Below are 16,623 nucleotides of genomic sequence, written 5' to 3' on the forward strand. Positions count from 1 at the left end.
TCATGGCCAGACTCGATCCTCGTGAACTCGGCTACCGGTACGTCGAGCAGTCCTCGCCGCCGCCGGCCGAGCGGGTCAGCGAGGTCGCCGTCACCACCCATCCGCACCTGTACGAGGTCGATCCGCGACTGATGGAGCGCTGGGTGCTGCAGCAGACCTTCCCCAACTGGGATTCGCTGCGGATCATGAACGCCCGCCATGATCATCTGGACTGGATGCACCGGCACTTCGCCGAGCGAGTGATCACCGGCTCCGAATTGCTGGCCGAGGTGGACGATGACCACCCCGATCGATGACGACGCCCAGCTGGCGGCGCTCGGCTACCGGTCGGAGTTCAAGCGGGACATGAGTCTGTGGGCGAACTTCGCCCTCGGCTTCACCTACCTGTCCCCCGTCGTCGGCATCTACACGCTGTTCGCGGTGTCGCTGGCCACCGGCGGGCCGCCGATGTTCTGGTCGCTGGTGATCGTCGGGCTCGGCCAGTTACTGGTGGCGCTGGTGTTCGGCGAGGTCGTCTCGCAGTATCCGGTGGCCGGCGGCATCTATCCGTGGGCGCGCCGGCTCTGGGGCCGCAAGTGGGCCTGGATGACCGCCTGGGTCTACCTTTTCGCGCTGCTGGCGACGATCGCCGGCGTCGCGTACGGAGCCGGGCCCTATCTCGGCGCCTTGTTCGACTTCGAGGCGGGCACCGGGACCACGGTGCTGTGCGCGCTGATCTTGATCGCGGCGGCGCTGGTGATCAACCTCGGCGGCACCAAGTGGCTGGCGTACGCGGCGATCATCGGCTTCGTCGCCGAGCTGCTCGGTGCGCTGGTGGTCGGCGGCTGGCTGTTGATCAGCCAGCGGCACCACGGGCTCGAGGTGCTGTTCGACTCGTTCGGCGCCGGGTCCGGCGGCTCCTACGTCGGGGCGTTCCTGGCGGCCGGCCTGATCGGCATCTTCCAGTACTACGGCTTCGAGGCGTGCGGCGACGTCGCCGAGGAGGTGCCGGACCCGACCCGGCGGATCCCGAAGGCGATGCGGATGACGATCTACATCGGCGGCGCCGCGGCGATGTTCGTCTGCCTGTCGCTGATCCTGGCCGTGCAGGACTACGCGGCCGTGATCGGCGGCACCGACCCCGATCCGATCGGCACCATCCTGACCACCGCGTTCGGCCCGGTCGCCAGCTTGATCGTCCTCGGCGTGGTGCTGATCTCGTTCCTGTCCTGCACCCTGAGCCTGATGGCGGCGGCCTCCCGGTTGATGTATTCGTACGCCCGCGACGACATGATCATCGGTTCCCGTGCCCTGCGGGTCGTGCTACCGAAGCGCCACGTGCCGCCGTACGCGATGGTCGTCGCCGCGGCCGTTCCGGCCTTGATCATCCTGGTCTCGATCGCCTCCGCCGAAGCGCTGACCAAGATCATCTCCTTCGCCACGCTCGGCATCTATCTCGGCTTCCACATGGTCGTCCTCGCCGCCCTGCGCGCCCGGCTCAAGGGCTGGCGCCCGGCCGGTGCGTTCCGGCTCGGCGGCTGGGGTCTGCCGGTGACCATCGGCGCGCTGGCGTACGGCGTACTGGCCATGATCAACATCGCCTGGCCGCGCACCCCCGACGCGCCCTGGTACGACAACTGGATCGTCGTCCTCGGCGCGGTGATCGTGATCGGTCTCGGCGCGGTCTACCTGTTCGGTGCGCGGCCGTACCGGAGCGGCAGCACGCCGTACGGCGATGCGATCACCGACTCGACCCTGTTCCCGCAACCCGTACCACCCGTGAACGATCAGGAGGTCTCCCGATGAAGTTCAGTTACGTCACCCTGCCCGACTATCCGGTCGCCGAGTCGCTCGAATCGATCAAACTCGCCGACGAGCTCGGCTTCCACGCGGTCTATGCCGCGGACGAGACCTGGCACAAGGATCTGTGGTTGATCTTCGCCGCTGCCGCGGACAAGACGAAGCAGATCAGGATGGGACCGAGCGTCTCGACCGTCGCCCTGCGCGAGCCGACCTTGATCGCCCAGGCCGCCGCCACCCTGGACGAACTCACCGGCGGCCGGGCCGAGGTCGTCCTCTCCTCCGGCAACTTCGGCCTGCTGGCCCAGTACGGGATCGACTGGTCGACCCAGAAGCCGCTGTCCCGGACCAAGGAGGGCGCGCACGTGGTGCGGACCCTGCTGGACGACGGCGCGATCACGTTCGGCGGCGAGTTCTACCACTATCAGGGACTGTTCTCGTTCGCCCGCCCGGTCCAAGATCATCTTCCGGTGAAGCTCGGTGCGATGCGCGGGCCGAAGTCGTTCCAGGTCGCCGCGGAGTTCAGCGACGGCTGCCATCACGCACTGAGCTACACCCGCGAGGCCTACGAATACATGTACGAGAACATGAAGATCGGCGCCGACCGGGCCGGCAAGGACGTCGACAGCCTCGACATCGGCGCCTGGGTGGTGTTCGCAACCGGCGAGGACTCAGCCGTGGCTAAGGACGCCGCCCGGTCCATGGTCGGCCTCTATGCGTCGGCGATGCCGGCCGAGCAGCTGCAGCGCAACGGGATCGCGCCGGAGGCGATGGCACCGATCATCGCCAAGCTCGGCGCGGGCGACCTGGCCGGGTCGATCGAGGCCACCACGCCCGAGATCGGCGACACACTGTCGATCGCCGGCACGCCGGAGGAATGCGTCGCCAAGCTCAAGGACATCGCCGCCGCCGGCGTGAACCACATGATCCTGGCGATCACCGATGCCACGCTGGTGAAGACGTTCATGGGCCGCGACATCGAGGGCGTCGCCGACGTGAACACCCAGCTCCGGCTGATTCACGACAAGATCATGCCCGAGTTCCAGTGAGGTCCGTGATGGTGCCGGCGCCGAGGTAGCGCATCGTGGAGCGCAGCCCGGAGTCGAAGATCTCCAGCGCTCGCCGTACGCCTGCCTCGCCGCCGGCCATCAACCCGTAGAGGTACGGGCGGCCGATCATCACCGCGTCGGCGCCGAGGGTCAGGGCGGCGGCGAGATCAGCGCCGGAGCGGAAGCCGCCGTCGACCAAGATCGTCGCCGCCGGGCCGAGCGCGGCCCGGATCCCCGGCAGCAGGTCGATCGTCGTCGCGGCCCGGTCCAGTTGGCGGCCGCCGTGATTGCTGATGATCACCCCGTCCGCCCCGGCGTCGATCACCGCACGCGCGTCGTCGGCGTGCTGGATGCCCTTGATCAACAACGGTCCGGCCCAGGCGGAGCGGAGCCATGCCAGGTCGGCCAGCGTGACCGTCGGGTCGAACAACAGGTTCGGCAGTTCCTCGGTGGTTCCGGTCCAGGCCTTCATCGACGCGAAGCTGAGCGGCTCGGTGGTGAGGAAGTTGAACCACCAGTGCGGATGCCGGGCGCCGTCGAACAGGGTCCGCGCGGTCAACGCCGGCGGGATGGTCAGCCCGTTGCGGACATCACGGAGCCGCAGCCCGCCGACCGCGGTGTCGACGGTGAGCATCAGGGTTCGGTAGCCGGCCCGGCCGGCCCGGTCGACCAGGTCCTCGCTGGCGGCCCGGTCCCGCCAGAGATACAGCTGGAACCAGCGATCAGCAGCCGGGCACTCGGCGGCGACCTCCTCGATCGACCGGGTTCCCATCGTCGACAGCGTGTACGGCAGCCCGGCCGACCAGGCCGCCCGGGCCACCGCCAACTCGCCCTCGTGGTGCATCATCCGGGTGTAACCGGTCGGCGCCAACACCAGCGGCAGCGTGGCCCGCCGGCCCAGGATCTCTGTGCTGGTGTCGATTCCGGGCGTCGGGCCGAAGGAGTGGGGCCGCAGTTCGACGGACCGCAGCGCCGCCTCCGCCCGGCGCAGGGTGAGCTCCTCCTCGGCCGCGCCGTCGGTGTAGTCGAACACCGCCCGCGGCGTACGGCGCCGGGCGATCCGGCGCAACTGTTCGATCGAGTCCGCCGCGGCGACCCGGCGTTCCGTCCTGCTGATCACGGTGCCTCCCGGTTCATGATCATCCCATCTCGCTGGACCGGCACCTAAGGTGGTCGGGTGATGATCACTGCGCAGGAGTTGCTGGCCGGGCCGCGCGGACGTCGGTGCTGCCTGGAACTGGTCCGCCTGGTCGCGAGCGAGCGGCCGGACGGGGCGGACCTGACCACCGCGCTGTTCTTCGCTGCGGCGGCTCGGGAGTCCGACGGAGCGCGGCTGATCACTGCGAGCTCCCAGCGCCCGGCGACACCGGAGGAGACCGCGACCCTGATCAACGAGGTCCCGCTCGACGAACTCGCGGAGCCGGTGGTCCGGACCGCGTTCGCCGACGCCGTCGCCAGCGCCCGGCCCTGGCAGGAACTCGACGGAGCGGACGTGCTCGCCGCCGAACCCGCCGTGCTAGCGGCGCTGCGGCGGGTCGCTGCGGCGCTGGTCGTCTCCCCGCACGCGGCGTGGTGGGCGGCGCCGGTCGACCTGACCGGCCAGTGGTTGGTCGAGCGACCCGGCCGACCGCCGATCACGGGCACGGATGCCGCGGATCGGTTGCACCGTTGGCGTTCCGGGACGCTCGCCGACGAGGCCCAAGCGGTACGGGAGCGGCCGGCCGATCCCCGCGAGCCGATCAGCGGCACCTGGTGGTCCACCCCGCCGAACGACCTGCCGCGGACCAGCCGGTGGCTGCCGGCGGGCGGGCCGACCAGCTGGTGGTTGGCCGAGGACGAGGTCCAGCCGGAGACCGCGACCGCCCGCAAGGTCGTGCTCGACCGGGAGCCACGGGTCCTGGAGCTGCGGACCGCGACGGACTGGGCCGAGGTGTGTGTCCGGCACCCGATCGACGTCACCGCCGACCGCCGGCACGACTGGTACCGGGCGACCGGCCGGCACGGGCGCTGGTGCCTGCCGGACTGGGCCGAGGTCGCGACCGAGTTCGACGCGGTGCACCTCACCGCCGCGGGCTACCTGAGCGCCGCCGGAAAGGCGATCGAACTGCCCGACGGGTCCGCGTGCCTGATCGGCGGCTGGGATCCCGACTGCACGTACTGGCTGACCGACGTCATGATCGACAACAGCCGGCCGCTGATGGCCGAGGGTGACGACTAGGTGGCTTCACGAAGGCGGCGGAAGACGGCAGCATGATCAGGTGTGAGGGGCAGCGGCTCGGCGTCGGGATCGATCCAGAAGAAGTCGAACGGAATCCAGTCGTCCGCCCCGGGATCGGAGCCCTCGCCGTGCCGCCACCGATCAGGCAGGCTGGCCGGCGCGATGAGGTGGAAGAACCAGCGGTCGTGTCGTTCCAGCCGGCCCCGGCGCCGCTCCTGCAGCAGTTGGCGATCGACCAAGCGCTCGACCACGAACCCGGTGAAGCCCGTCTCTTCCTCGGTCTCGCGCACCGCGGCTGCAGCCGGATCCTCGCCCGGCTCGATCCCTCCGGCCGGCACCTGGATGCCGGCCTCCCGCGACTCGGGATGCGCGAACACCAGCAATCGGCCGTCCGATCGCGTGACGAAGGCGGAGACCTTGGGCCGCGCCTCTTCACTGAGCATGATCAACATCATGGCAGACCATGAAGATCATCGTGGAGGAGGTCGTGAAAGACTGCCGGGCATGGAGAAGCTGACGATCCGGCGGGACGGGGCGGCGATTCCGGTGACCGTGGCCGGGGACGGGCCGGCGGCGGTGTTCGTGCCGGGTCTCGGCGGGACCCAGGCCCAACTCGGGGCGTTGTTCGAGGGACTCCGGCGCCACCTTCGGCTGGCGACATTCGATCATCGCGGGCACGGTACGAGCAGCGTCGGCGGGCCGTACGACTACCCGACGTTCGGCGCCGACACGTCCGCCGTCCTGGACGCGCTCGGCGGGCCGGGCTCGCTGGTGCTGATCGGACACTCGATGGGCGCGGACCTGCTGGTGGATCAGGCCGCCGCGCTGCCGGCGGCCCCGCGCGGATTGATCTTGATCGACGGCGGGACCCCGCTGTCGTCCTCACTGCTCACCCCGGCGGAGCTGGAGGGGATGCGGCAGGCGATGGGCAGCGAGGAGGCCCTGGAACTCCAGCGCTCGCTGGCCGGGACGCCGCACCAGGTCGCGCTGTCGGGCGATGACATCTTCCGGCTGCAGGACGAGATCGACCAGCATCGCCGGACCGCCGCCGAGCGGTTCGACCGGATCGACGGGCCGATCACGATGATCATGTCCGAGTTCATGGCCGGGACCGAGAGCGACCGGGCGCGCGAGCTCAACCAGGCCTGGCGCGACGCCGTCGACACCCTGGCCGCCTCCCGGCCGACGATCACGGTGCGCCGGGTGCCGGCCGGCCATGATCTTGTCGCGACGCATCCCGACGAAGTGCTGGAGCTGATCGTCGCGGCGCTCGCGGCCGGTCAGTGACACGTCAGCGCCACGTCAGTCGCACCTGATCCCCTGGTCCGGACAGCTCATGCGGGGCTGTCCCGGAACGAGGAGGATCGATGATCTCGAACATCGGACAACGCGGTGTGTTGCCCTGGCGGGGTTTGGTGACAGCCCTGGTCGCGGTGGCGGCGCTGATGCTGGCCCCGGCGCAGGCGTCGGCAGCGCCGGTCGGTGCCGGCAGTACGAAGAGCACGACAGCGGCCAGCGTCTGCCCGTTGTGCCAGCCCCCGAACGCACCGCCGCCGAAATGCATCCCCCAGGGACAACACTCCGGTTCCTACTACTGGGAGTACCTGCGCACGAAGACCTGGACCGGTCCCACCGGCCACGGCTGGCGGGTGCACGAGTACCTCATCTCGGCCGAGTGGAGCCTGATCAGCCGGAAGGTGACCTGCAAGATCAACTTCTGATCCCCCGAGTTGCGCGGTACGGGTCTCCTGGTCGTGGCCCGTGCCGCGCTCATCCCCGATCAGGACGGGGAACGTCCGGAACCGGGTCTATCGTCGACTCATGACCATGATCACGAGTGACTGGCGCCCGCTCGCCAACGGCTGCACGGCCTGGTTCGAGGCACCGTCGCCGCCGGCCGGGGTGGAACTGGTGCGGCGGATCGCCGGGCTCAGCCAGGCCACCCGGATGCCCGCGCTGGAGGTGCGACCGCAGGGGGTACGGGTCACGGTGGCCGCCGCCGAGCCGGACCTCGCGGAGGCGATCTCCGCCGCCGCCCGGGATCTGGACCTCACTGCGGACCCGACCGGACTGTCCTCGCTGCGGGTCCAGGTCGCCGCCACCGAGCCCGCCGCGGTCCGCGCCTTCTGGCAGACGGTGTTCGGCTACCGAGCGGACGGCTCCGGGCTGATCGACCCGTCCCGGCGCGACCCGATGATCATGGTCGGCGAGCTGACCGAGCCGCGTCCGCTGCGGAACCGGATTCACGTCGACGTGGTCCGCCCGCCCGCCGCCGTGTCAGCGGTCCGGACCGAACTCCGTCGCGAACCGTACGGTGCCTTCGGGGTCACCCTCGCCGACACCGAGGGCAACGAGATCGACCTGGTGCCCGGCGGGCGGCTGCCGGCCGGCCCGGACACCGCCGACTGGCACACCGTGTTCGGCGCCATGGTGCACTATCCGGTCACGTCGGCCACGACGGCGGCCGAGCTCGCGGCGGCAACGGTCGCCCTCGCCCACCACGCAGCGATCCCGCTGCTGATCGACCTCCGCCACGACGGGGTCACGATCGACAGCGGCAAGGACGGCTGGGAGGAGGACCCCGAGCGGTTCACCGAACTCGCCGGCCAGGTCCAGGACGCGGCGCGACGGCTCGGCCTCACCGCCGATCCGAGCCGGCTCAGGTTCGTCCAGTTCGGCGTCGACGCGATCGACATCCCCGCTGTGCAAGGGTTCTGGGCCACGACGCTGGGTCTTCAGGCCGATCACCGGGACTGGCTGACCGACCGCTACGACCCGCGCCGGCTGCTGCCGGTGATCTTCTTCCAGGACCTCGACCGGGACGACCACGAACGGCGGCGGCAGCGCAACCGGATCCGGCTCGAACTCCAGGTGCCGCACGACCGGGCCACGGCCCGCCTCGAGACCGCGCTCGGAGCCGGCGGACGCCTGCTGAGCGGCGACGGCGACCGGCACGTCGTCGCCGACCCGGAGGGCAACGAGTTGATCATCGTCGCTCGTCACTGATCCGCTCGCCGCGCCCTCCGGTGTCCACCAGGAAACTGATCAGGCCCGCGGCCACGGCCCCGATCCCCGCCACGGCGAGCAGGACGGCGACGTCGACGACGGCGGCCAGCACCGCCGCGGTCGTGGCTCCGAGCGTCGCAGCACCGTTGCCCAGCCACAGACTCGCTGCCGTGGCGCTGCCCCGGTGATCATCGGGCAGGACGGTCTGCTGGTACGTGTCGGACAGCACCTCGTACACGCTCCAGGCGCAGGCATTGATCGCCCGGCCGGCGACGAGGACCGCGAGGACGGCACCGCCGGGCACCAGCAGACCGAGGGGCAGGGCGATCAGTCCGGCGCCGCGCAGCACTGCGGCTACCTTGATCATCACATCGAAGCCGGCCCGGACGCGCAGCCGATGGGCCAGCGCGGCGCCGACGATGCCGCCCAGACTGCCGACCGAGAAGATCACCCCGATCATGACCGCACTGATCCCGAGCGACTCCCGGAAGAACACCACGACGACGGCGAAACAGACGTCGAAGCAGAACAGATAGGCCGTGTCGGCCAGGGTCAGCCACCGCAAGGGCCTGATCCGGTGGAGGCAGCGGAAGCCGTCGATCACGCTCCGCCACCACTCGGCGAGCCGGCCCGACCGTCCCTCGCGCCGGGCCCGGGACGGCGCCGCCGACCCGGGCCGGATGGCGACGGTCGCCCCAGCCGCCGCCCACGAGGTCGCCGTCTGGATCAAGATCGTCCACGCGGAGCCGAGGGTCTGGACCAGAAACCCGGCGGCGGCTGGTCCGGTGGCGCGCGCGACGGCGTCGGTGCCGGCCATCTTCCCGTTCGCAGCACCGAGTTCCGCCTTGGCCACGATCGTCGGCAGGAACGTCCGGTAGCCGATGACGAACACGACGCCGAGCAGGCCGACCAGACCGGCAACCAGCCACACCTGCTGCAGCGTCAGGACACCGAGCAGGTAGGCCGCCGGGATGCTGAGCCAGAGCAGGCCCCGCGCGAGATGGGAGACGACGAGCAGTCGCTTCCGGTTCGCCCGGTCGAACAGTGTCCCGATCACGGGCGCGACGAGCCACGGGGCGCTCGACAGGGTGCCGATCAGAGCGACCTGGGACGCGCTGGCCTGCAGCACATCCACGGCCAGCAAGGGAACCGCGACCGAACCGGTCTGGAGTCCCACCAGCGAGACCGACTGGGCGAACCACAGCCGGTTGATGTTGCGACGGGGGCTGGCAGCAGCCACCCGGGACGAGTTGATCATGGGCAGACCTCACCTGGGTTCGCCCACCTCAGTCCCTGAACATGGTGCTGTGCTGTTGTCGCTTCCCTTTATACCCCGTTCGCCGCCATCGCCGCGCGCAGGTAGGCGATCACGTCGTCGTGACCGGGCTGGCGGGACCAGTCGTTCCGGGTCGCATTGACGGCCCATTCCACCGGGGTTTCGTGACCGGTGTCGGAGCGGGCGGTCAGGTCGGCGCCGCGCTCGACCAGCTTGCGTACCTGATCAAGATCACCGCGCCAGGCCGCGATGTGCAGGGACGAGGCGGGCCAGGGTGGACGCTCCAGGGCCTGCTCGAACTCCGCCCTGGTGTGGACGGGTTCGCCGTGGGAGATGATCACCCGCTCGAACGGCAGGTCGAGCATGGCGCGCAGATCGGGCAGGGCACGCTCCTCGTGCGTCGGAGACATCCAGACCCGCAGCGCCCCGTCGCGCTCGGTCATCCCGTCGCCGAAGACCAGGGTTCCCTGCTCCGGAAGGAAGAGCGGCGTCTCGTGCCAGCCCCGGACGTCGCGGAACGGGAGCACGCCGCCCGGCAGTTCCCGGCCCGGAATGATCTGGTTCACCTCGGCGACCGCGGGACCGACGTTCTCGATCATGTCGGGGTCGAAGGCGTTCGGCCCGAACACGCGGCTGCCGAAACGGTCGGCCAGCACGTCGCTGCTCCACCGGCTCCGGTCGTCCCAGGTCTCGCGAAGATGATCACCGAGCAGGACCGCGACCGCGGTCGGCGGCCGGGCGGCGAGCCGATCCCAGACCACGGTCGCACTCTCCGGCGGCAGCAGCGGGTCGATCACCAAGCGTTCCTCGCCGGCGTCGGCGCAGACGCTTGTCACCACCTCCGGCCAGTCGTGGCCCTCGCTCCAGGACGGATGCTCCAGACGCCAGAGCCACAGCCCCGGCGCCAGATCGACGATCTCCACGTTCGGTGACGTTCGTTGTCCCATCGGGCCAGTGTGGCAAGGGATACCGGACATCCTCAGTCCGGTACGAAGATCAGACCGCGACGGCTTCCTTGATCGCCCGGATCAGCGCCGTCGTGGCCGGCGGGTCTGGCGGATCGCCGTAGGTGGCGACGTGGATGTGCCGGATCGCCTCCGGGATGGCGGTGGCCTGCACGCCGGGCCGGTGATGGGCCTGGAGGGCGTACCCGGGAATGATCGCGACACCGACGCCCGCCGCGACCAGCGCCTGGACCACCACGATGTCGTCGCTCATCGACTGGATCCGCGGTGTGAACCCCTGCTGCGCGCAGATCGCGGTCAACTCGTTCTGGCAGCGTTCGCAGCCACCGATCCAGGCCGACTCGCGATGGTTCTCGACGCTGTCGTCGGGCTGCCGGCTGAGCAGGTGAATCTGATCACTGCCGACCGGGACCAGCCGGAACTCCTCGTCGGCGAGCGGCGAGTGCGCGTGGCGGAAGACGAGCGCGGCGTCGATCTCGCCCTCCCGCAACTGCTGCAACGCCTCGACCGGGTGCCGTTCGATCACCTGAAGCTCGAGACCGGGATGGGACTCGGCGAGCACGGCGGCCGCCTTCGGCACGATCGTGCTCAGCACGGAGGCGTTGGCGGCGAGCCGGACCCGGCCGGTCCGCAGTTCGGCCTGCGCCGCGAGCTCGGTCGCGGCCGCGTCGATCCGGCCGATGATCTCGATCGCGCGGTTCGCCAGCAGTTGCCCCTCCGGTGTCAGCCGGATTCCGCGGCCGACCCGCTGGACCAGCTTGACCCCGGTGGCCGCCTCCAGCCGGGACAGGTGATGGCTGGCGGAGGGCTGCGAGTAGTGCAGTTCGCGGGCGGCTTCGGTGACGGAACCGTTCCGCGCCACCGCCGCCAGCACCTTGAGATGAGTCAGGTTGAACATAGATCAAAGACCTTGATGAGTTCGTCGAAGAATAGGCATTAGACGTCATCTTCGATCCGGTCGATGCTTTTGGCAAGGGCACCGAACGACGGCGCCGAGGCGTGAGGGGACAACGATGAGCAAGCTCAGGTGCGACATCTCGATCTCGCTGGACGGCTACGTCGCCGGCCCGGAGCAGAGCGAGCAGGACCCGCTCGGCGTGGGAGGCGAGGAGTTGCACGACTGGGTCGTGCCACTGGCCGCGTTCCGGGAGGGTCACGACAAGGAGGGCGGAGAGGTAAACGCGAGCACCCCGGTGATGGAGGAGGCGCAGGCGAACATCGGCGCCAGCATCATGGGCCGGAACATGTTCGGCCCGATCGGCGGTGGGGCCTGGAACGACACCTGGACCGGCTGGTGGGGCGACAACCCGCCCTACCACCACGACGTGTACGTGGTCACGCATCACCCGCGGAAGCCGGTCGAGATGGCGGGCGGGACGACGTACCACTTCGTCACCGAGGGCATCGAAGCCGCGCTGGGGCAGGCGAAGCGGTCCGCCGGCGGGAAGGACGTCAAGCTCTGGGGCGGCGGCCAGATCATCGGCGAGTACCTGGCTGCGGGCCTGCTCGACGAACTCGAGCTCCATGTCGTCCCGCGGCTGCTCGGCGGCGGTTCCCGGATCTTCGACGCAAACGTCCAGGGCATCGAGCTGGAACAGGTCCGGGCCGTCGAGGCACCGGGCGTGACCCACCTGAAGTACCGGGTGACCCGGAGCGGATCATGATCACCAAGCGACTGCGGCGGTTCATCGAGGACGTCGACCGAGTGGTTGCCGACACCGATGATCAGTACGAACTCACGGCGCGGATCTCCCCGCTGATGGCCGAACTGCTGACCGACGGCTACCGGCTGCCGGACGAGTGCACCCGGCCGTCGCCGGACCACAACATGACCTATCCGCTCTACATCGCACCGGACGACAGCTGGTGCCTGGCCTCGGTGGTCTGGGATGTTGATCAACGCACCCCGGTGCACGGCCACGAGACCTGGGGCGTCGTCGGCATCTACTCCGGCATCGAGCACGAGGTCCGCTTTCTGAAGCCGTCCGCCACCGCGCCGGCCGCGCCGCTGACGCCGGCCGGCGAGACCCGCTGGCGGGCCGGCCAGGTGACGATCTGCTGCACCACCGACGACGACGTGCACGCGGTGGTGGCCGAGGGCGACGTACCGACCATCGGGATCCATGTCTACGGCGGCAACATCGGGACGATCCAGCGCCGGCGCTACGACCCGGCGACGGGTGCGGTGACCTGGTTCGCCTCCGGCTGGGACCCGGTCCCCGCCTAGTGTCGTACGGCACGGACGTCGGCCTGATCACGAGACGGAGTTCCTGCTCCTCCTCGGCCTCCAGGCCGAAGCCGAGCCGTTCGTACAGCCGGCGGGCACCGGTGTTGATCTTGTCGACGATGAGGTGCAGCGGCCGTCCGGTCGCCCGGGCCTCCTCGATCAGCTCGATGATCAACGACGTGCCGATCCTCTGGCCCTGACGGGAAGATCGGCCCGCGTCGCCGTCCGGAGCGTGATCATGACGCCACCGTGGCAAGCCCATCGCCCGCGCGCAACCAGGTTTCGCACAGTCGTGCACCAACCTGCGACGTAGAGTCGGGGCCTGGTTCGAGGGCCACCTGTTGTCGCCGGTTCAGGATCCACCGCAGCTTTTCAACCACCGATGCAGGGTTGAGATCTCCTGCCCGCGGCGTGCCGTCCCGACAGTCGGCGAAAGCTTGCAGTTGAGTCGAGGAATCTAGGGTCGTCCCGTGACCGACCTCCCCGACACGCTCGGTTTTCACCTGATGCGACTCGGCCGCGCCGCGGGTGACCGGTACGCGGACCGGCTCGCGCGGTTGGGATTACGCCCTCTGCACGTCCGTCTGCTCACGGCGATCAGGGTTGCGGAACGCGCGCCCCAGAACGAGTACGCAGCGGATCTTGGCATGACCTCGGGCAGCGTGGTGCGGCTGGCCGACGACCTCGAGCGGCTGGGGGCGATCGTGCGGGAGAGGGATACCGACGACCGACGCCGGCAGTTCCTGGTCCTCACTCCGATCGGGGAGGCACTGCTGCGCAACGCGGTACAGGCGGCGATCGAGCTCGACAAGGAACTCACGCGCGACCTCTCCGCGCCGGCGCACGCCCGGCTCGCCAGGACGCTCAAGAGGATCGGAGCCACGCTGACGTAACCTGCCGGGTATGACGACTCCGCCCAAGATCAACTTCGGGATCTGGCTGCCGCTCTTCGACGCCCTGGCCGACCCGCGGCTGGTGGTCGAGCTCGCCGTCGAGGCCGAACAGGCCGGCTGGGACGGATTCTTCGTCTGGGACCACACCCATTGGCGGGCTCCGGTGCGGGCCGCCCTCGACCCGTGGATCACGCTGGCCGCCGTCGCCGCCGCGACCGAGCGGGTCCGGATCGGCCCGATGGTGACGCCGCTGGCGAGACGGCGGCCGACGCTGGTGGCCCGGGAGACCGCGGCCCTCGACCTGCTCAGCGACGGTCGGCTGATCCTGGGTGTCGGGGTCGGCAGCGACCGCTTCGGCGACGAGTACTCCCGGACCGGCGAGGTGGCCGACGAGCCGACCCGGGCCGCGATGCTCGACGAGTCGCTGACGATCCTGCGGCGGGCCTGGTCCGGCGAGCGGGTCGTCCACCGCGGTGATCACTACACGGTGGACGAGCTGGACTTCCTTCCTCGGCCGGTGCAGGGCACCATCCCGGTCTGGGTCGCCGGGTTCCCGGGCAAGGTCCGGCCACGCCGCCGGGCGGCCCGGCACGAGGGGTTCTTCCCGGTCAATCTGCAGCACCCGGACGAGCTCGGCGAGGCGGTCGGCGCCATCACCGCACTGCGCGAGGACCCGACGACGCCGTACGACTTCGTGGTCTCGCTCGAGGCCGGCACCGACCCCGCGCCGTACGTCGACGCCGGCGCGACCTGGATCCTCACCGACCAGGACCCGCACCCGCTCGATCTCCAGGCCGTGCGGTCCCTGGTCCGGGCCGGGCCGCAGCGGCCCTGACCTATCGTCGGCGTATCGAAAACCGCATACGGACCGGCAACAGGACATTGCCTTGACTGGAGGGCATGCCCTCCAGCAGACCCGCAGAACGTCGTTCCCGAGCGACCGCCCTGGCGCTGGCCTTCGCCGGCGCGGCCCTCCTCGGGACCCTCGGCTGCCAGGCACCGGCGACCGAGTCGGCCCCGCCCCTTCCGGCCGCCCGGGCCACCTCGGCGACCCCCGGGACCGAGACCAAGCCCACGCCGAAGACGCCACCCAAGGCGCAGACGAAGGACCAGCGCCAGCCCCGCGGCCAGGCCCAGGGGAAGGGAAAGCTCGGCATCGCCGACGGTGCCGTACCGGAGGGCACGACGGTCTTCGACGACAAGGTCCCGGCCGTGGGCAAGCTCGATCCGGCCCTGCTCGAGGCGCTGCGCGAGGCCGCCGGTGACGCCGAGCAGGACGGCGTCGAGTTCGTCGTCAACAGCGGCTGGCGGTCCACGGCGTACCAGAACCAGCTGCTCCGGGAGGCGATCGAGAAGTACGGCTCGGAGGCGGAAGCCCGTCGCTGGGTAGCGACACCGGAGAAGTCGCAGCACGTGTCGGGTGACGCTGTTGATCTTGGTCCGGCGAAGGCGACGATGTGGCTGGCCGAGCACGGCGCCGACTACGGGCTGTGCCAGATCTACGACAACGAACCGTGGCACTACGAGTTGCGGCCCGACGCCGACGACCGAGGCTGTCCGGCCCGCTACGACGACCCGACGGAAGATCCTCGGATGAACTAGCGCTCCGGCCGATGAGTCCTGGCCCCGAGCTCGGTCGATAGGGGTAACGACAACGGATTCCCCGACCGAGGAGAATGATCATGTACGGACCGACGACCGGCCACGAGACGCTGCTGGGTTCCGCGGTGCAGCAGCACCGGCACGCGGAGCTGGCCGAGATCGCCCGGCAGGACCGGCTCGGCCGCAGCATCCTCCGGGAGCGGCGGCTCGCCCGCCTCGCCGCCCGGCTCACCCGCCGGGGCAAGCGGCCTCAGCCGTTCGTTCCGGGCACGGCAACGCCCCACCCCGCCTTCTGAGAACACCTCGATCCTCGGCGCGCGAGGTCGCCTTACGCTCCCGGCTCAGGCGACGCGCAAGGCGCTCCTGTTCCCTGGTTCGCACCAGCTCCGCGTACAGCTGAAGGGGCAGGTCCGGGGTCATCAGTTCGAACATGATCAATCTCCTCGGTCGAGGGTTTCCAGATGAACAGCGCCGCCAGCAGCAGCGCGGGTAGCCCGGCGCCCAGCCAGGCCAGGGTCGGATAGCTCGTCAGATGCATGACGACGCCGGAGCCGACTCCGCCGAGCGCGGCCGCGAGACCCATGCCGAGCTCGCCCAGGCCCTCCCGCTGCGGACGTTCCAGCGGCGGTACGTCAGCGGTGAGCAGATCGCTGCCGGCCACGGTGGCAAGATTCCAGCCGATTCCGAGCATGATCATGGCCCCGCCGAGCGGGACGGGATCGGCACCGGCCAGCGCCGCCCAGGCACCCGCCCCGACCAGCAGCGCCAGGGCGACGAGCACGGCCGGCCGCGCACCCAGGCGCTCGGTGATCCGGCCGCTGACGACCGCCGGCGCGAACATGCCCGCGATGTGCAGGCTCACCACAAGCCCGATGCCGGCCAGCCCGGTGCCGCCGTGCTCCAGGTGCAGCGGCGCCATCGTCATCACGCCGACCATCACCAGATTGCTGACTGCCAGGACGACGACGGCGCTGCGAGCCGACGCCGACAACCGGCCGGCCGGGCGCACCGCCGTCAGGTCCGAACCCGCCGGCCTCGACCCGGTCCGTCCCAGCGCGACGGCCGCGACGACGAAGATCACGCCGGCGACGACGTACCCACCGGCCAGGCCGGAAGCACCGATCAGAACCCCGATCGCCGCACTGGGCGCGAGCAGATTGGGACCGACCACCGCACCGACGGTGATCATGACCATCACCGAGGCGATCGACCGGGCTCGGGCCACGGCGGGCCGCAGGTCGGCGGCGGCGTACCGCGCCAGCATCACCGCCGCGTTGCCCGAGCCGACCAGCAGGCTTCCGATCATGACGCCCGGCAGGCCGCCGACGACGACCGCGGCGCAGCCGACGGCCGCCAGGATGCTGCCCAGCCGAAGGGCCGGCAGCCGTCCCCGTCGCCGGGTGATCCGGGACAACACGACCGCCATGCCCGCGGCGCCCAGGGTCAGCATCGTCGCCGGCAGGCCGGCCATCAGTTCGGTGCCGCCCAGTTCGCGGGCCAGCAGTCCGCCCGCCGCGCCCGCGAGTGATTGGGCCAGGCCGCCGAGCGCGGCGAATCCCCAGATGCCCCGCAGTCGTCCCCTCGAGTTCGTCACGGGAACTACGCTAG

The 16,623-nt window shown here is 70.3% G+C and carries 19 protein-coding genes and 1 pseudogene; 13 read left to right on the top strand and 7 right to left on the bottom strand.

Annotation, left to right across the window (positions count from 1 at the left end):
• Positions 1 to 2 precede the first annotated feature (2 nt).
• From BKA15_RS15655 to BKA15_RS15665, 3 genes are read left to right on the top strand one after another with little or no spacing between them, the layout of a single operon-like run.
• The gene (locus BKA15_RS15655; protein WP_179752259.1) at positions 3 to 296 is read left to right on the top strand and encodes a hypothetical protein; all 294 of its coding nucleotides are present in this window, start codon (positions 3 to 5) and stop codon (positions 294 to 296) included.
• Positions 277 to 1,785 (top strand): APC family permease, encoded by a 1,509-nt coding sequence (locus BKA15_RS15660; RefSeq protein WP_179752261.1) that lies wholly within the window; start codon positions 277 to 279, stop codon positions 1,783 to 1,785. The genes BKA15_RS15655 and BKA15_RS15660 overlap by 20 nt, the downstream gene beginning before the upstream one ends.
• On the top strand, positions 1,782 to 2,828 hold the full coding sequence (locus BKA15_RS15665) for an LLM class flavin-dependent oxidoreductase (RefSeq protein WP_179752263.1): 1,047 nt from the start codon (positions 1,782 to 1,784) through the stop codon (positions 2,826 to 2,828). Before BKA15_RS15660 ends, BKA15_RS15665 begins: the two co-directional genes overlap by 4 nt.
• On the opposite strand, the gene BKA15_RS15670 is transcribed toward BKA15_RS15665, so the two are convergent.
• The gene (locus BKA15_RS15670) at positions 2,809 to 3,948 is read right to left on the bottom strand and encodes an alpha-hydroxy acid oxidase (protein WP_179752265.1); all 1,140 of its coding nucleotides are present in this window, start codon (positions 3,946 to 3,948) and stop codon (positions 2,809 to 2,811) included. The two genes, BKA15_RS15665 and BKA15_RS15670, sit on opposite strands and share 20 nt — an antisense overlap.
• Before the next feature lie 60 nt (positions 3,949 to 4,008).
• On the opposite strand from BKA15_RS15670, the gene BKA15_RS15675 reads away from it, so the two are divergent.
• Positions 4,009 to 5,046, top strand: coding sequence for a hypothetical protein (locus BKA15_RS15675; RefSeq protein ID WP_179752267.1), 1,038 nt, complete (start codon positions 4,009 to 4,011; stop codon positions 5,044 to 5,046).
• On the opposite strand, the gene BKA15_RS15680 is transcribed toward BKA15_RS15675, so the two are convergent.
• Entirely contained in the window at positions 5,043 to 5,489 is a 447-nt protein-coding gene (locus tag BKA15_RS15680) for an NUDIX hydrolase (protein ID WP_179752269.1), read from the bottom strand. The two genes, BKA15_RS15675 and BKA15_RS15680, sit on opposite strands and share 4 nt — an antisense overlap.
• A gap of 61 nt (positions 5,490 to 5,550) precedes the next feature.
• Here BKA15_RS15680 and BKA15_RS15685 point away from each other — a divergent pair, with 61 nt between their 5' ends.
• The 3 genes from BKA15_RS15685 to BKA15_RS15695 all read left to right on the top strand — a co-directional run bounded on the left by BKA15_RS15685 (position 5,551) and on the right by BKA15_RS15695 (position 8,052).
• Positions 5,551 to 6,333, top strand: a complete 783-nt coding sequence (locus BKA15_RS15685) for an alpha/beta fold hydrolase (protein ID WP_179752270.1) — start codon at positions 5,551 to 5,553, stop codon at positions 6,331 to 6,333.
• An 80-nt stretch (positions 6,334 to 6,413) separates the two neighbouring features.
• Complete coding sequence (locus BKA15_RS15690) at positions 6,414 to 6,767, top strand: hypothetical protein (protein WP_179752272.1); 354 nt, start codon at positions 6,414 to 6,416, stop codon at positions 6,765 to 6,767.
• Between the two features lie 100 nt (positions 6,768 to 6,867).
• A complete protein-coding gene (locus tag BKA15_RS15695) occupies positions 6,868 to 8,052 on the top strand; it encodes a VOC family protein (RefSeq protein WP_179752274.1) in 1,185 nt (394 codons plus the stop codon).
• Here BKA15_RS15695 and BKA15_RS15700 read toward each other — a convergent pair.
• From BKA15_RS15700 to BKA15_RS15710, 3 genes are all read right to left on the bottom strand, one after another.
• Positions 8,033 to 9,310 (bottom strand): MFS transporter, encoded by a 1,278-nt coding sequence (locus BKA15_RS15700; protein WP_179752276.1) that lies wholly within the window; start codon positions 9,308 to 9,310, stop codon positions 8,033 to 8,035. The genes BKA15_RS15695 and BKA15_RS15700 overlap by 20 nt on opposite strands.
• Before the next feature lie 68 nt (positions 9,311 to 9,378).
• Positions 9,379 to 10,275 carry an MBL fold metallo-hydrolase gene (locus BKA15_RS15705; protein WP_179752278.1) on the bottom strand — a complete coding sequence of 299 codons (897 nt, stop codon included), beginning with the start codon at positions 10,273 to 10,275 and terminating at the stop codon, positions 9,379 to 9,381.
• Between the two features lie 49 nt (positions 10,276 to 10,324).
• Positions 10,325 to 11,191, bottom strand: coding sequence for a LysR family transcriptional regulator (locus BKA15_RS15710; RefSeq protein ID WP_179752280.1), 867 nt, complete (start codon positions 11,189 to 11,191; stop codon positions 10,325 to 10,327).
• Between the two features lie 115 nt (positions 11,192 to 11,306).
• Here BKA15_RS15710 and BKA15_RS15715 point away from each other — a divergent pair, with 115 nt between their 5' ends.
• Entirely contained in the window at positions 11,307 to 11,957 is a 651-nt protein-coding gene (locus BKA15_RS15715; RefSeq protein ID WP_179752282.1) for a dihydrofolate reductase family protein, read from the top strand.
• A complete protein-coding gene (locus BKA15_RS15720; RefSeq protein ID WP_179752284.1) occupies positions 11,954 to 12,520 on the top strand; it encodes a cysteine dioxygenase family protein in 567 nt (188 codons plus the stop codon). The genes BKA15_RS15715 and BKA15_RS15720 overlap by 4 nt, the downstream gene beginning before the upstream one ends.
• Positions 12,521 to 12,599: 79 nt before the next feature.
• Here the strand turns inward: BKA15_RS15720 and BKA15_RS37290 are convergent.
• A pseudogene (locus BKA15_RS37290) lies at positions 12,600 to 12,782 on the bottom strand (GNAT family N-acetyltransferase); the annotation flags it as partial.
• Positions 12,783 to 12,990: 208 nt separating this feature from the next.
• Between BKA15_RS37290 and BKA15_RS15730 the strand changes: the two are divergent.
• The 4 genes from BKA15_RS15730 to BKA15_RS15745 all read left to right on the top strand — a co-directional run bounded on the left by BKA15_RS15730 (position 12,991) and on the right by BKA15_RS15745 (position 15,311).
• Complete coding sequence (locus BKA15_RS15730) at positions 12,991 to 13,413, top strand: MarR family winged helix-turn-helix transcriptional regulator (RefSeq protein WP_179752286.1); 423 nt, start codon at positions 12,991 to 12,993, stop codon at positions 13,411 to 13,413.
• Between the two features lie 10 nt (positions 13,414 to 13,423).
• Positions 13,424 to 14,248: an LLM class flavin-dependent oxidoreductase gene (locus BKA15_RS15735; protein ID WP_179752288.1), complete on the top strand. Its 825-nt coding sequence runs from the start codon at positions 13,424 to 13,426 to the stop codon at positions 14,246 to 14,248.
• Positions 14,249 to 14,313: 65 nt separating this feature from the next.
• Positions 14,314 to 15,015, top strand: a complete 702-nt coding sequence (locus tag BKA15_RS15740) for a M15 family metallopeptidase (protein WP_179752289.1) — start codon at positions 14,314 to 14,316, stop codon at positions 15,013 to 15,015.
• Positions 15,016 to 15,095: 80 nt separating this feature from the next.
• Positions 15,096 to 15,311 carry a hypothetical protein gene (locus tag BKA15_RS15745; protein ID WP_179752291.1) on the top strand — a complete coding sequence of 72 codons (216 nt, stop codon included), beginning with the start codon at positions 15,096 to 15,098 and terminating at the stop codon, positions 15,309 to 15,311.
• Between the two features lie 32 nt (positions 15,312 to 15,343).
• On the opposite strand, the gene BKA15_RS35570 is transcribed toward BKA15_RS15745, so the two are convergent.
• Positions 15,344 to 16,609, bottom strand: a complete 1,266-nt coding sequence (locus BKA15_RS35570; RefSeq protein ID WP_179752293.1) for an MFS transporter — start codon at positions 16,607 to 16,609, stop codon at positions 15,344 to 15,346.
• Positions 16,610 to 16,623 lie beyond the last annotated feature (14 nt).

It is taken from the genome of Microlunatus parietis (genome assembly GCF_013407955.1).
GTDB classification, from domain to species: Bacteria; Actinomycetota; Actinomycetes; order Propionibacteriales; family Propionibacteriaceae; genus Microlunatus; species Microlunatus parietis.

Excerpts from the sequence above, each read along its gene's own strand:
- BKA15_RS15655 (WP_179752259.1), top strand. The coding sequence starts at position 3 with ATGGCCAGACTCGATCCTCGTGAACTCGGCTACCGGTACGTCGAGCAG.
- BKA15_RS15660 (WP_179752261.1), top strand. The coding sequence starts at position 277 with ATGACCACCCCGATCGATGACGACGCCCAGCTGGCGGCGCTCGGCTAC.
- BKA15_RS15665 (WP_179752263.1), top strand. The coding sequence starts at position 1,782 with ATGAAGTTCAGTTACGTCACCCTGCCCGACTATCCGGTCGCCGAGTCG.
- BKA15_RS15675 (WP_179752267.1), top strand. The coding sequence starts at position 4,009 with ATGATCACTGCGCAGGAGTTGCTGGCCGGGCCGCGCGGACGTCGGTGC.
- BKA15_RS15680 (WP_179752269.1), bottom strand. The coding sequence starts at position 5,489 with ATGCTCAGTGAAGAGGCGCGGCCCAAGGTCTCCGCCTTCGTCACGCGA.
- BKA15_RS15685 (WP_179752270.1), top strand. The coding sequence starts at position 5,551 with ATGGAGAAGCTGACGATCCGGCGGGACGGGGCGGCGATTCCGGTGACC.
- BKA15_RS15690 (WP_179752272.1), top strand. The coding sequence starts at position 6,414 with ATGATCTCGAACATCGGACAACGCGGTGTGTTGCCCTGGCGGGGTTTG.
- BKA15_RS15695 (WP_179752274.1), top strand. The coding sequence starts at position 6,868 with ATGACCATGATCACGAGTGACTGGCGCCCGCTCGCCAACGGCTGCACG.
- BKA15_RS15700 (WP_179752276.1), bottom strand. The coding sequence starts at position 9,310 with ATGATCAACTCGTCCCGGGTGGCTGCTGCCAGCCCCCGTCGCAACATC.
- BKA15_RS15705 (WP_179752278.1), bottom strand. The coding sequence starts at position 10,275 with ATGGGACAACGAACGTCACCGAACGTGGAGATCGTCGATCTGGCGCCG.
- BKA15_RS15710 (WP_179752280.1), bottom strand. The coding sequence starts at position 11,191 with ATGTTCAACCTGACTCATCTCAAGGTGCTGGCGGCGGTGGCGCGGAAC.
- BKA15_RS15715 (WP_179752282.1), top strand. The coding sequence starts at position 11,307 with ATGAGCAAGCTCAGGTGCGACATCTCGATCTCGCTGGACGGCTACGTC.
- BKA15_RS15720 (WP_179752284.1), top strand. The coding sequence starts at position 11,954 with ATGATCACCAAGCGACTGCGGCGGTTCATCGAGGACGTCGACCGAGTG.
- BKA15_RS15735 (WP_179752288.1), top strand. The coding sequence starts at position 13,424 with ATGACGACTCCGCCCAAGATCAACTTCGGGATCTGGCTGCCGCTCTTC.
- BKA15_RS15740 (WP_179752289.1), top strand. The coding sequence starts at position 14,314 with ATGCCCTCCAGCAGACCCGCAGAACGTCGTTCCCGAGCGACCGCCCTG.
- BKA15_RS15745 (WP_179752291.1), top strand. The coding sequence starts at position 15,096 with ATGTACGGACCGACGACCGGCCACGAGACGCTGCTGGGTTCCGCGGTG.